Origin of the sequence: Bradyrhizobium sp. 186 (assembly GCF_023101685.1) — a bacterium.
Lineage (GTDB): Bacteria > Pseudomonadota > Alphaproteobacteria > Rhizobiales > Xanthobacteraceae > Bradyrhizobium.
Window position 1 is genome coordinate 5510625 of record NZ_CP082164.1, and the last position, 12124, is coordinate 5522748.

Sequence of the window (12124 nt, forward strand, 5' to 3'; positions counted from 1 at the left end):
ACCTCAGAACGGGATATCATCGTCATGGTGCAGCGACCGACCGGACGAGATCGGGTCACGGCGCGGCGCAGTCTCGCGCGGAGCCTTGCCCGTCGCATCGGCGTAGCCGTTGCCCGGCCGTTCCGCGTTGCCCTTCGTGTCGGACGCCTTCCGGCCGCCGCCGTCGCCGAGCAGGATCAGGTTCGCCTTGAAACCGGTCAGGACAACCTCGGTCGAATAGTGCTTGACGCCATCCTTTTCCCAATCGCGCGTTTGCAATTCGCCCTGGACGAACACCTTGCTGCCCTTGCGAACGTACTGCTCGATCACGCTGCAAAGCCCCTCGTTCCACACGACAATGCGGTGCCATTCGGTGCGCTCTTTCTTCTCGCCCGTGGCCTTGTCCTTCCAGCTTTCGGACGTGGCGATCGAGAAGTTCGCGACCACGCTACCGTTCTGGAGATTCTTGATTTCAGGATCAGCGCCGACGTTGCCGATCAACTGCACTTGGTTAAGGTGCCCCGCCATTTCTCTATGCTCCCATGACAAGCCGGTATCCCCGGCGATAACCGACGTTCTCGATCGAGACGCCGGACCCATCAAGCCGCACGCGCAAGTGACAGAGCGCGACCTTGAAAGCTGCATACATGCGCGTCGGCGACGGCCCGCCATCGGGATCGTCGGCATACATCGCATCGAAAATTCGTTCCGTCTGGACCGGATGACCCTTGCCCTTCCAGATCGCGCCGAGAATGCGCGCCTCCAGCGGCGTCACCTTGTAATGGTCGATCACGATAGCAAGCGACGGAACGCGAACGGACTGCCTGCAACACGGGCACTCAATCGGATTGCTAATGCTCATCATGACATCCCCCTGCCTTGCGAACCCGCCTTCGCCTGCCTCGCCGTGAACACATGCCCGGCCCACTTCTCGGGCGACTTGTAACCGCGTGCCATCGCGAGCTTGACCAGATCGTCGAGCGTCCCCGCGCTCGACTGTTCGCGCAGCCGCTCGCGGCGCAACGCGGCGACATCGATTTCCTCAAGCTCGCCCTCGACCTCATCGAGCACGCGGCCCAGGCCGAGGCTATCGCTCGCCTTCACCGGATAGACGAACCCGCATTCCGGGCAGCACTTCGCGGGCGCATGCGTCGCGAAACATTTCGAGCACGTCAGGTTTTCGACTTCGCGCGCGTTCTTCGCCCGGCCCTCAAGCGACCACTCGCGATCGTCATCCGGGAGGCCGAGCCGACCGAAGCCGCCGACGAGATCGAGCAGGATTGCGGGATCGGGTTTCTTCCGCAGGCCGCGCCCATGCTTTTGCAAATGCCGCGCGAGCGATTGCGAAGGCGAGTAATCAAGCACTGCCTCAATGGTCACATCGCGATCGACTTGCGCGGCGAGATCGAACCCCTCGCAGAACAATTGGCAATTGATGATCAGATCAATTTGCCGGTCGGCGAAGCCAACGAACGCGGAACGTCTATCCGGTTGCGGAGTTTGCCCATCGAGCGCGACGGCCATGATGCCATTCGCGCGAAACTCTGCGGCGAGTTGTTCGGCGCGGACCACGGACGGAGCAAAAGCAATTGTCCTCTTGCCTCGTGCATACTTCTTCCAGTGCCGCACCGCGCCGGCCAGGACTGCCTTGCCTGACATCAGGTCATCAATGTCGGAGGCGACATAATCACCGTCGCGCGAGCGAACGCCGGTCAGATCGACACCGGCAGGCGAGAACGCACGGTAGCGCGAGAGGTGCCCTTGCTCGATCAGCCACCGGACAGACGGACCCATGACCATCGTGTCCCACACGTCGCCCAGCGGCTTGCCGTCTAAACGCTCCGGCGATCCCGTCAGGCCGATCGCCCGCGTCCCCTCGCCCTTGTAGTGATGGGCGACCTTGGCCCAGCCGCTCGCGGCCGACAGGTGCGCCTCGTCAACCATGATGTAATCGGCCGGGATTTTCCCGAGCCGGTTTTTCAGCGTCGCGATCGAGGCGATATAGACCCGGTGATGCGGGTTGTAGTGATAGCCGGCCGCGATGTACGAGAACGGGATGCCGCAGCGCTCGAATGTCTTGGCTGTTTGCGTGATCAGATCGACGCGGTGAACGCAGAAGATCACGCGTTTCCTAGCCTGGAACAGAAGGTCAATCAGCTTCGCGGCCAGGACCGTCTTACCGAACCCCGTGGGCGCGAACACCAGCACGGACAGATAGGTGCGCAGCGCTACCCGCAGTTGGGCGCGCACGTCCTCCTGATCGGGACGAAGGATCAACCCGCTCACCGGCCGACCACCACTTTCCGAATGGAATTTTCATGCGGAGCCATCCGGCGAAGCCGCGTCGCCATCGCCCGCAAAGTCTCGACATCGGCGGCCGAAACCAGCATCATCGTTTCCGCCGCCGTCGCCCCCGTCCGCGACATGGTGCGGTCCGCCAGATGATCGATGAAATCCGCCTGCTCATAGAAGCTCATCGGCGCACCGCTCATCAGTGCACCGGCATCATGTCGGCGGCAGTGATCGCGACGTTGCCTTTCTTAGCCGCCGCCAGGATCGCTTCCTGGTCGCGCCCGCTAATCAGGCCCTTCGCATCCTTGAGCGCACGACTGACCTTCGATCGGTGACGATCGAGCGCCCGTGCGAACTCCGATTGAGACATTCCAAATTTGACATAGACACGCTGCCAGGGCGTGACTGGTTCGGCTGGCTTCACTTTAAGACCGCCCTCTATGATGCTGATATCGCAACATACGTTGTGATTTGCGCAACGTCAATAGAAGTGGGCCGACTTTTCCCCTGATGCTCCCGCTATCTTTGGAATGCAACGCTAGGGCGAACCGTAGTTCTACGGGTTTTATTGACGGGTTGTTGCGGATCGTGCAACAACTCGAATTCTTAGTATCGCGTTAAGTATTTGGAGGCGTTGCCAATGGCAAACCAGGAGATCGATGGCGAGTGGTTCACCAGAAAATTAGAAGAAACCAACAAATCAATGCGGGGGCTCGCACGACACTTAGAGGTGGATGTTTCCGCCGTGTCGCGGATGTTCTCCGGGACGCGGAAAATGAAAATGCAAGAAGCTAGTGCAATAGCCCACTTCCTCGGCGCGCCAGTAGCGGAGGTTTTGAAGCACGCCGGGGTGGCGGTTGACCTGGACGGCCAGCCGACACAGGTAATGCTTGCGGCCGCTATCAACGAAAAGGGCCAGCTTGAGCGGCTATCGGAGCCAAGGCCCCTGCCCCAGTCGATCATTGACCGCGCCAACGCGGCGATTGCAATCCGTGATCAGCCCAGCAACACCCGCATCCTCGCCGCCCAAATCCGGGCGACGTCCGGACCGCTCATGTTCATGGACGACGCGGTTGTCCTATTCGGGCACACCGAGGGCGTCGAGCGCGCGGCGATCGGAACCCTATCAATCTGCCGGTCCCACAAGGGCGAGCAGATCATTGCGAAGATCGAGCGCGCGAGAAAGACGGGTGAGGCCCGCGTGGTGTGCATTGACGGCAAAGTCAGGGAGTTCGCCCTCGACACCGCAACGCCCGTCATCGCCATCATACCTTAGTAGTCTGCGGCGCGCCGCCGCAGCTCATTGCCAATCCGTACAATCGCGCCACAACTCTAACCTGAAATTCTGAAATTCTGGCTTGACAGGTCAAGTGTTGCGATTACTGTTGCGATGTTCACAACAGGAGATCGCAACAATGAACGACATGACCACATCGCCCGGCATGAAGCCCGGTGTCTATCTCAAGCTCGACAACGAGGCGTATCACGCCGGCCCCGGCATTTCGAAGTCGGGTCTCTGGACGGTCGAGACCAAATCCCCGGCTCACTACAAGTTCGGCGAGCGCAAGGAGAGCAAGGCGTTCGACTTCGGCGAGGCGTGCCATCTTGGCATTCTCCAGCCGAACGACTTTGAGAAGGTCGTCGTTCGCGGCCCTGATGACCGGCGCGGCAACAAGTGGAAGGACGTCGCCGAGGTCTGCAAGGTCGATAAGAAGTTGCTGCTCACGTCCGGCGACTATGACGGCGTTCTCGCGATCCGCGATGCCGTCCATGCCGATCCGTGGATTAACAGCATCATCACCAGCGGCGACGGCGTGAACGAAGCGTCAGGCTTCTGGATCGACCCGGCAACGGGCGAGCTTTGCCGCTGCCGCCCCGACCGCTATCGCCGCGACCTCAAGCTGATCCTCGATGTGAAATCGACCGTCAGCGCGCACCCGGACGCCTTCGCCAAGAGCGTCGTGAACTACGGCTATCACGCGCAGGAAGCTTTCTATACGGACGGCTGGAACGCGTGCGGCCAGGAGGTCGAGGCATTCGCGTTCCTGGCGTGGGAAAAGACATCGCCCTATGCCTTCGCGGTCTATGAGCTTCCGCCGTCCATCGTCGAGGAAGGCCGGGCCATGATGCGCAAGGCCATCGACACCTATGCCACGTGCAGGAAGGCGAACCACTGGCCGGCATATGGCGACGGTGTTCAAGAGCTTTCGTTCAAGCGCTGGAGCTACCGCCTGACCCAGGCCCCGGACTTACTGGACGAAGAAATCGCGGCGTGACCGACGCTGACACAGCGCGACAATTCTGGAGCGCGGCCTTCTTCTATCGCCGTGCTCCGGATCGCAACCGAGCCACCGCTATCATGGTGCTGACAGCACTCAGCGGATCACCCCCCGGCCTTGTGCAATCACGCGCGGCCGCCATCATGAAAGAAATCGAGAATGTCACAGACCAACACACTCCCGGCCCAGGTTGAGCGCAAGCCGCTCACCCTTAGCGACCGGCTCGACCAGATGACGCCCGAGTTCAAGAAGGCGCTGCCCGGTCACATCACGCCCGAGCGTTTCGTACGCACCGCTCAGACGGCCATCGCCCTCACCCGCAACATCGAGAAGGTGAGGAACCCGGCCTCGCTGCTCGCCGCCTGCACCAAGGCCGCGACCGATGGCCTGATCCTGGACGGCCGCGAGGCCGCCCTTGTCGTGGACTACCAAGGCGACGTGCAGTATCGCCCCATGATGCGCGGGCTTTTGAAGCTCGCCTATCAGAGCGGCCAGATCAAAAGCCTCGTTGTCGAGCCTGTCCGCGAGAAAGACAAATTCACGCACGAGCCGACCAACGCCAAGAAGCCGATCACTCACAAGGTCGATCACAGCAAGGATCGCGGCGAGGCTTATGCGGTCTACGCCATCGCCGAACTGATGAGCGGCGGCATTGTTCACGAGGTCATGAACGTCGGCGACGTCAACGCCATCCGCGACCGCTCCGATGCTTACAAGGCGTTCAAGGCCGGCAAGATTAAGTCCACGCCGTGGGCGACGGATTGGGCGGAAATGGCGCGCAAGACCGTGTTCCGCCGCATCAGCAAATATCTGCCGAGCAGCACCGACCGGGACGCCTTCCATCAAGCGGCCGAGCGGATCGACGAGGAATACACGATCGACGCAGCGGCCGAGCCCGGCGAGACCCCGGCCCCTACGCAGTTCACCGCGCCGAAAAAGCGCGGCGGGGCAGCGGCAGCGCTCAAGGATGTGACGCCGGCCAAGGCCAAGCCGCAGCCCGAGCCGGAGCACGACGCCGAGACCGGCGAAGTGTTCGACCAGGACGGCCCGGATGGCAACGATCCGCGTTTCGCCAACGACGGCCCGCAAGCGGGAGACGATATCTAATGGCTAAGCGCCTCATCGCCATCATCGAACAGACCATCCGCAAGGAGGTCGCCGTTCCCGATCGCGTTCCGACTGGACCGTTCAACGTCGAGGCTATGGACATCCTGAACGCGATCAACGCATCCAACCACAGCACGATCATCAAGCAGCGCTTTGTTTCTGCCGAGGTGGTCGAGATTGCCGAGACCCCCGCCGATGCAGACCAGCAGTAACCCCGAAACACCGGAGTTCGCCCGCGTCGAAATCCGGCTCGCCGACAAAGCCGCGCTCAAGAGCGCGGCCGATCATCTCCGCACTCTTGCCAACGACCTCGACAAGCTCGCTCGCGGATCGCTCGCCGACCCCATGTCGAACTATCTGGCGTGGGGCACCATCAAGTCCACATCGAAGAAGCTGAGGAACCATCAATGACGAAGCCGCCCACGACCATCCTCGCCCATGATACGCCCCGACTGGGGGAATTCGACCGCGCTGCCGTAGACCTCGCCGCCATGCTCTACGGCGACGGCAGGGAAGCGCCGCGCGACTTCGGCCTTTCCTCGCTCCTGACCGACGAGCAGCTTGCGGCGGTCAAGGCCGCAGCCGAGCCCGCCGACGTCGTCATTTCTGACCCGATGTATGGGAGCCTCGCGGGCGTGCTCCAGGCTGCTCACGACCACGCCGCGCGCGGCAAGGGACATGACCGGCATGGCAGTGATGACGTGCCGTTCCTCGAACAGCCCACCATGCAGATCAGCCGCATGGTCGGGCTTGGATACCCAGCCGGCCAGATCATGAAGAAGGCCGACGAGGCGAAGCGGATGGCCGATCGCGGCGAGTACGACGCGGCCGTGTTCGAGTTCTTCGGGGTCATCAACTACGCCGCAGCCGCGATCCTCGCCCTTCGGGAAATGTAGAAAAGGCGTATCTTGGCTGTTGTGATTTTCACAACACCGTGCGACACAAGAGGCGATCCATTTAAACGGGTCGCCTCTTTCTCATTCCAGGAGCCGCCAACCATGACCAAGCTTCACCAGTGCCAAGAATGCGGCAACCCCATCAGCGCCCGCCGCCAGGGGCAGGAGTTCTGCAAGCCGTCATGCCGCCAGACTTTCAACAATCGCCGCATGCAGCGCGGGGCCGAACTCTATGACCTGTTCCGCGCCCTGCGCCGCGAGCGTGCCGACGCAAAGGGCCTTGGTCTCTGGACTGAGATTTGCCGCCTTGAATTGAACTGGCAGATCGAGGACGACGCCAAGCGGCCCGGCCGCCGTTCCTACATGCCGCCGACGAAGGCGATCACGATCCTCAAGGACAAGGGATCGTTGCCGCGCGGCGAGACGCTGGTAAAGGCCGTTCGCAGTCGGGCCGCTTAGCGCGCGAACCGCTCGCGCTGTTGCTTCTGGCAATCGCGCGTGGCTACGAGCCGGCCGTTAGCCTGCCCCAGCGATGCCCGGTGACGCGCGAGCGCCACCTTCGCGGACGTCCCGACCTCGGCCGAGGGATAACCGACCGGCTGCGCCAAATCTTCGCAGTCGCGCGGGATTTGGACGGCGGCCCGCGTCGGACTATTTTGCGATGCCGCGCAGCCGATCAACGTCGCCGCCATCGAGAGCACAAGCATCGTTCTCAGGACGTTTCGCAAGCTCTGCCTCATAGTCGGAAACCTTCTTGTCTGCCTCGCCGGCCTTTGCCTCGGCATCTGCGCGGAGCTTAGCCGCGACGTCCGCCGATCGCTTTTGCGCGTCGAGTTCCAAATCCTTGAACGCGAGATCGGTCCTCGCCTGGGCGAGAGCAGCGCTTTCGTCGGCAAGACGATGGCCGACACACAGTCCGATCACGAACAGGAGGAGCAGTGCGACCAAACGGGCGAGCGGCACATAAGCGCCGATCACGGGGAAGCGATCGAGGAGTGGGGCGAAGCCGATCACCAGCGCCGCGACCAGGACGAGGCCGAGCGCCATAAGTGTCAGATCGGACGTCGCGATCGCCCATAGCAGCCACGTCATGGATCAGTCCTCCCGGAGACACCAAGGCCGCTCGCCCCACATTGCATCCGTGCGGCGGTTGTAGAGACCCTGGAGAAACTTCCCGTTCGCGTTGACGTATTTGACCATCGCGTCGCAGGCTTCCCGCACGCGGCCGGCGTTGAGGTCACGCGCGATAGAGGTGTTGCAAACCTTGGCCGGGCCGAGGTTCACGGCGAACGAGGCAATCGCCGCCTGCCGGTGCGGCGGCATCGTCGGCAGCGAAGGAACGCACAACACCACCTTGTCAGCGTAGCGTTCCGCGACATGCGAAAGCTCCGCTTGGCATTCCTCCTTGGTGTACTTGTCGCCCACCTTGAGCCACGGCCAATCGTAAGTGGTGATCCCGCCGCACACGGTAATGACGCCGGGCGGATCGAACGGCAGGTGAACCGCCACAAGGTTCATGCCTTCCCAATGCGAGACGAGCACGCCCGCGAGCACTGCGCCCGCAGCAGACAAGCCGACGTGTTTCTTGGTGATCGCCATTATTCAGCCCCCGGCTGTTTGAGCACGCGCGCGAGACCGAACGCCGCCGAGAGGACGACGCCGCCGAGCACGTAGAAGGTGGTCGGGATTTTGTCCGCGAGCGCCGGCCAGACCATCACGGCCCCGCCCACGGCGCTCCAGAACAGCCCACTGCCGATCGCGATCCGCACCGACCAGAGGCGATGCCACACGCGATCATCGATCATTCGGAAATTCATAGTCGCGACCTCGTTGAGAGGCCGCACCATGGACCGGCAACGGTTGCCGGCTAAACTTGGGGGATGTGGTTGAGCCCGCCCGCGAGGATGAACTTGACACCAGCGGCGACGAGCAACGCGACGCCAAGCCAGATCAGTTTCGAGAGGTGGCCGTTCAGCCGGTCAACGCTGCTTTCGATCCGCTCCAGCGACTGCTTGATATGGGGCTGTTGAGCTTCCAGGAGAACGACGCGCTCTTTCATGTCGTTAAGCCTCCCGTGCAGCTTTTCGATTTCCGCCCGCGTGAATTCATCCATGGTGACGCGCCCAAGCCCAGATTGTTGCCTCGATCGCTTCTATGCGGGGAATGGTTGGCTTTACGAACGTCGGGCTTGCCCCGGCGAGGGTTCCCATGTAAGGACGCACGTTGGGGTTGATCTAGCTGGGGTTGTGATAATGAGACCTGCAAACACAATGCGGGCGGCTTTTCTCGTCTCTCTGCTTTCATGCGTCATCGCGTGCGCAGGCGTCACCGTTGTACTGGATCGGTTCGAGAAGCGGTTAAAGGTCGCTGGGGCCGACCTCGTCAACGTCACGACCAGAGCGGACAAGATTGCCAGTTCGGTCGCCGCGCTTTCGGATCGCATCGAGCATCTATCGGACGAGATCAGGTTTTCCGCGCCGGCCGACCTCGGACATAAGCACACCGCCATCCGCCAATTCGTCATCACGAGCAATCTTGCCCAGGTAGACGCCCCTATCATTTTCGTCGGCGACAGCATCACCGAGACGGCGCGGCTCCCGGCCTCACTGTGCGGGCACCCTGTTGTGAACGCGGGGGTCGGCGGCGCGTCGTCGAGTTCATATCTTGCATTCGGCAAGTCCTTCCTTAGCGAAATCAATGCACCCCTGATCGTCGTCGCTCTTGGCACGAATGATTCGCAAATCGGCGCGCGGAATGCTCCGCCGTTCGCCGGCTCCTACAAGCGACTAATCGAGTTCCTAAAAACGCGCGCGGCCGCGTTGGTCCTGGTCGGCGTGCCGCATCTCGAAATGGGCGGCGCTCTTGCAGCCAGCTACTTCGACGAAGCTGCATCTGTTCGCAATAATGCAGCGATCCAAGCCGCAGCCGCCTCGAATTCCGCGCAGTTCGCCGACGTGCGGGCCGCCATGCAAGGCGAGCGTCTAACCCTAGATGGCGTCCACCTGACGCGGAAGGGATACGACGAATGGATGACGCCGATCATCGACGCGATCGGGAAAGCACTCGACTGCGGATCAACGTCAGAGTTGATGGCGGTCACACGATAGCCGCGCCCCAACCTGCCGCCGTCTGGACAGAACCGGCGTCGTTAGGATGCACGCCATCCAGAAGCTGCGTCGCGGTGTCAGTGATAAGCGTGCCGTTATTGACGCCGTGAAGTTGCGAATACCCTAGCTCCGCAATGCACTGCCCAGCGACAACAGCGTAATCGCTGAATGGGATCGGTCGCGTCTGCGTCGTCGGGATCGGAGCGGAAATGTAAACTGGAACGCTTGGGCTGATCGCATTTATGTTGATCAAAAGCTGCTTGAGGTTCGCCTTGTAGGTCGCGACCGGTATCTGATTGAGATAGTCGTTCGTCCCGAGCAGGACCGTAATCAGATCGGGGGCGAGGTTTGCAGCGGCCGTCCCGTCGTCCGATACGGTTAATCGGCCTCCAGAGCCCATGTTGATTGTTCGGAAGCCCTTGCTTTGCGCGAGCAGAAACCACCACGCGCGGCGCGTGTCGGTAGACCAGAACCCCTGCGTGATGCTGTCTCCGAGGTTGACCATGACCCGGCCCGTCCTGGGAGCCGCAGCCGTAACGGTATAAGCGGGGTCAACTTGGACTAGACCGAATTCGACGCCATCGCCATAAGGCAGGATGATTTCATAGAGGCGATCCGCGCTCGATCCCATGTTGATCGGCACCGTCGCCGTCGTCACGGTGTTGATTGGCGCAGGGGTTTGGAAGTCCTGGACGAACGCGCCATTAACAAAGACGTGCCCGATCAGATTGCGCGCATCGGCGCGCGTGACGAGCCCGTTCCATCGCAATTGCACCTGAACGAGCGGGGCATTCGATCGGAAACGCTGCCGCGCGCCCGGCATGCAATAGCGGTAGTTCGGCCCAAGGCCGCCACCGCTGTCATCCATCGGCCGAACGAAGCGAGCCCAACCGTTGACGAAAGAGGGGGCGGAACAATCCGAATAGGAGATGGCTGGATCGTTGGCGAGATAGACGCCGGGCGTCGGGGCCGGGGGCGGGATTTCGGAGCCGCCGCCAGCAGCCCGGACGCGTTGCGCGCCCATTGAAAACATCATCGCGAAAACTCCGATCCGGGGACATTCACCACGACGGGCAGACTTCGGAAAAATCCAATGTCGCCGGCACGGCCGCAGAAGCGACCTTCGGCGTGGTCCCATCGACGTTGGCGGTTGCACCAATAGACTGGCCGGCTGCGGCAGTTATGCGCGCTGGTCCGTAGACCGTCCCGGCGTTCACAGTTCCAGTGAAAGAGAATGTGCCAGATGATTTCACGTTGACGTCAGCGCCGAGTGAAAGCCAGTTCTGATTGAACGACGCTCCGGTGGCCGTCTGATAGGAAAACAGCGTAAAGAGGTACGAGCCCGCGCGCGGCGCTACAAAGCGGCTTCCCACGTAGCAAAGATTAAGGCCGGTCGGATCATCAGAAGCGGCGTTGAACGTGAATTCGGTTCTCGTGGAGGGGGTCAGGTTAAGGTCCGTGGTCCGCGTGAGCTTGCCAAGGAACGGGATTTGCTTCGCTTCCAACACCTGCCAGTTGACGCCATTGGAGCGCAGCAAAACGCTCTCATTGGCCCACATGACGATGCTCGCGCCAGAGCGCCCGATAGCGCCGGCGGGCGTCGTAAGCGTATAGAGCTTGCTCGCTTCGGTGTTACTGCCGACGATGAACCCGATCACTTTGCCGGCGTTGCCGACCGGCGTCGGCAGCGTCGTCGTGAAATTGACCGTCGTCCCGGTGAGGAAGTGCAGCTTGCCGAAGGCGCTCGCAGTCAGCGCGGACGCCGCCGTAAGGTTCACAACGGCCGACAGATCGAAGCCGCCGAGGTTGCGCCAGGACTGAGCGGTATCGGCGACGTCGGACAAATTGTTCGAGCCGCGCATGTCGCCGGTGCCAGGGCCGAGCCATGCCGTTCCCGACCACACTTTCAGTTGGTGAACGGTAGTGTCGAAATACATATCGCCAGACTGGATCGGCGAGCCATTGTTGCGCAGCGTCGGCGCGACGGCCTTGGGGCCGAGGTAGATATCGGCGAAGTTCGTCAGCGCGGAAATGCTCGCCAAAACGTCGGCGATGTTCGCCGCGCTCTCGTCAACGATTTCTCTGTTCTCGTCCACGAGTTCAATCAATTGCTGATCGCGCATGACCGCGAGATCGAACGCGCTTTCAACAGTGTCCGCGAAATAGGGCCCCTGGTTCTCCAGGTCCATTTCCTGCGTAAACGGCACGTTGCGCACGATCGTGATCGTCTGAGACGCGGTCGGAGCAGCGACCAGTGCGATTTGCCCCCCGCCTGTATCGCCGACACCCGCCACGATGTAATCGGTATCGACAACGAGAACGGTCTCAACGTTGTTCTCATCGCGAGTGACCTTGAGGTGCGCCTTGTCGAGGATACGAAACCCATAGGCAAAAATGGTTGTGACGCCGTTCCCCGTGTACGGCCCGGATTTGCTCGTTTCGCTCGCAACAGTCATTTGGTCCC

General features: G+C 61.6%; 19 protein-coding genes. 8 read left to right on the forward strand and 11 right to left on the reverse strand.

Annotated elements, in window-relative coordinates; translation table 11 throughout:
• Positions 1 to 3 precede the first annotated feature (3 nt).
• The 5 genes from ssb to IVB18_RS26470 are packed head-to-tail and all read right to left on the reverse strand — an operon-like array spanning position 4 to position 2641.
• On the reverse strand, positions 4 to 507 hold the full coding sequence (ssb, locus tag IVB18_RS26450) for a single-stranded DNA-binding protein (RefSeq protein WP_247983356.1): 504 nt from the start codon (positions 505 to 507) through the stop codon (positions 4 to 6).
• A gap of 4 nt (positions 508 to 511) precedes the next feature.
• Positions 512 to 841: a hypothetical protein gene (locus IVB18_RS26455; RefSeq protein WP_247983357.1), complete on the reverse strand. Its 330-nt coding sequence runs from the start codon at positions 839 to 841 to the stop codon at positions 512 to 514.
• Positions 841 to 2265, reverse strand: coding sequence for a DEAD/DEAH box helicase (locus IVB18_RS26460; RefSeq protein WP_247983358.1), 1425 nt, complete (start codon positions 2263 to 2265; stop codon positions 841 to 843). Before IVB18_RS26460 ends, IVB18_RS26455 begins: the two co-directional genes overlap by 1 nt.
• Complete coding sequence (locus IVB18_RS26465) at positions 2262 to 2471, reverse strand: hypothetical protein (RefSeq protein WP_247983359.1); 210 nt, start codon at positions 2469 to 2471, stop codon at positions 2262 to 2264. Before IVB18_RS26465 ends, IVB18_RS26460 begins: the two co-directional genes overlap by 4 nt.
• Positions 2471 to 2641 carry a hypothetical protein gene (locus IVB18_RS26470; RefSeq protein ID WP_247983360.1) on the reverse strand — a complete coding sequence of 57 codons (171 nt, stop codon included), beginning with the start codon at positions 2639 to 2641 and terminating at the stop codon, positions 2471 to 2473. The genes IVB18_RS26465 and IVB18_RS26470 overlap by 1 nt, the downstream gene beginning before the upstream one ends.
• Positions 2642 to 2911: 270 nt before the next feature.
• Between IVB18_RS26470 and IVB18_RS26475 the strand changes: the two genes are divergently transcribed.
• The 7 genes from IVB18_RS26475 (at position 2912) to IVB18_RS26505 (ending at position 7012) form a co-directional block, all read left to right on the forward strand.
• Positions 2912 to 3547 carry a helix-turn-helix transcriptional regulator gene (locus IVB18_RS26475; RefSeq protein ID WP_247983361.1) on the forward strand — a complete coding sequence of 212 codons (636 nt, stop codon included), beginning with the start codon at positions 2912 to 2914 and terminating at the stop codon, positions 3545 to 3547.
• 139 nt (positions 3548 to 3686) lie between these two features.
• A complete protein-coding gene (locus tag IVB18_RS26480) occupies positions 3687 to 4547 on the forward strand; it encodes a PD-(D/E)XK nuclease-like domain-containing protein (RefSeq protein WP_247983362.1) in 861 nt (286 codons plus the stop codon).
• Between the two features lie 162 nt (positions 4548 to 4709).
• Positions 4710 to 5657: a recombinase RecT gene (locus IVB18_RS26485; RefSeq protein WP_247983363.1), complete on the forward strand. Its 948-nt coding sequence runs from the start codon at positions 4710 to 4712 to the stop codon at positions 5655 to 5657.
• Positions 5657 to 5869: a hypothetical protein gene (locus IVB18_RS26490; RefSeq protein WP_247983364.1), complete on the forward strand. Its 213-nt coding sequence runs from the start codon at positions 5657 to 5659 to the stop codon at positions 5867 to 5869. Before IVB18_RS26485 ends, IVB18_RS26490 begins: the two co-directional genes overlap by 1 nt.
• Positions 5853 to 6068, forward strand: coding sequence for a hypothetical protein (locus IVB18_RS26495; protein ID WP_247983365.1), 216 nt, complete (start codon positions 5853 to 5855; stop codon positions 6066 to 6068). Before IVB18_RS26490 ends, IVB18_RS26495 begins: the two co-directional genes overlap by 17 nt.
• Entirely contained in the window at positions 6065 to 6553 is a 489-nt protein-coding gene (locus tag IVB18_RS26500) for a hypothetical protein (protein WP_247983366.1), read from the forward strand. Before IVB18_RS26495 ends, IVB18_RS26500 begins: the two co-directional genes overlap by 4 nt.
• 102 nt (positions 6554 to 6655) lie before the next feature.
• Positions 6656 to 7012: a transcriptional regulator gene (locus tag IVB18_RS26505; RefSeq protein ID WP_247983367.1), complete on the forward strand. Its 357-nt coding sequence runs from the start codon at positions 6656 to 6658 to the stop codon at positions 7010 to 7012.
• Positions 7013 to 7204: 192 nt separating this feature from the next.
• Here IVB18_RS26505 and IVB18_RS26510 read toward each other — a convergent pair whose 3' ends face one another.
• The 4 genes from IVB18_RS26510 to IVB18_RS26525 all read right to left on the reverse strand — a co-directional run bounded on the left by IVB18_RS26510 (position 7205) and on the right by IVB18_RS26525 (position 8666).
• Entirely contained in the window at positions 7205 to 7645 is a 441-nt protein-coding gene (locus tag IVB18_RS26510) for a hypothetical protein (RefSeq protein ID WP_247983368.1), read from the reverse strand.
• A gap of 3 nt (positions 7646 to 7648) precedes the next feature.
• On the reverse strand, positions 7649 to 8152 hold the full coding sequence (locus IVB18_RS26515; protein ID WP_247983369.1) for a lysozyme: 504 nt from the start codon (positions 8150 to 8152) through the stop codon (positions 7649 to 7651).
• Complete coding sequence (locus IVB18_RS26520) at positions 8152 to 8358, reverse strand: hypothetical protein (protein ID WP_247983370.1); 207 nt, start codon at positions 8356 to 8358, stop codon at positions 8152 to 8154. The genes IVB18_RS26515 and IVB18_RS26520 overlap by 1 nt, the downstream gene beginning before the upstream one ends.
• A gap of 62 nt (positions 8359 to 8420) precedes the next feature.
• A complete protein-coding gene (locus IVB18_RS26525; RefSeq protein WP_247983371.1) occupies positions 8421 to 8666 on the reverse strand; it encodes a hypothetical protein in 246 nt (81 codons plus the stop codon).
• A gap of 139 nt (positions 8667 to 8805) precedes the next feature.
• On the opposite strand from IVB18_RS26525, the gene IVB18_RS26530 reads away from it, so the two are divergent.
• A complete protein-coding gene (locus tag IVB18_RS26530) occupies positions 8806 to 9660 on the forward strand; it encodes an SGNH/GDSL hydrolase family protein (RefSeq protein ID WP_247983372.1) in 855 nt (284 codons plus the stop codon).
• Here IVB18_RS26530 and IVB18_RS26535 read toward each other — a convergent pair.
• Both IVB18_RS26535 and IVB18_RS26540 read right to left on the reverse strand, forming a co-directional pair.
• A complete protein-coding gene (locus IVB18_RS26535; protein ID WP_247983373.1) occupies positions 9650 to 10696 on the reverse strand; it encodes an SGNH/GDSL hydrolase family protein in 1047 nt (348 codons plus the stop codon). The two genes, IVB18_RS26530 and IVB18_RS26535, sit on opposite strands and share 11 nt — an antisense overlap.
• A gap of 25 nt (positions 10697 to 10721) precedes the next feature.
• Positions 10722 to 12116 (reverse strand): hypothetical protein, encoded by a 1395-nt coding sequence (locus IVB18_RS26540; protein WP_247983374.1) that lies wholly within the window; start codon positions 12114 to 12116, stop codon positions 10722 to 10724.
• Between the last annotated feature and the right edge of the window lie 8 nt (positions 12117 to 12124).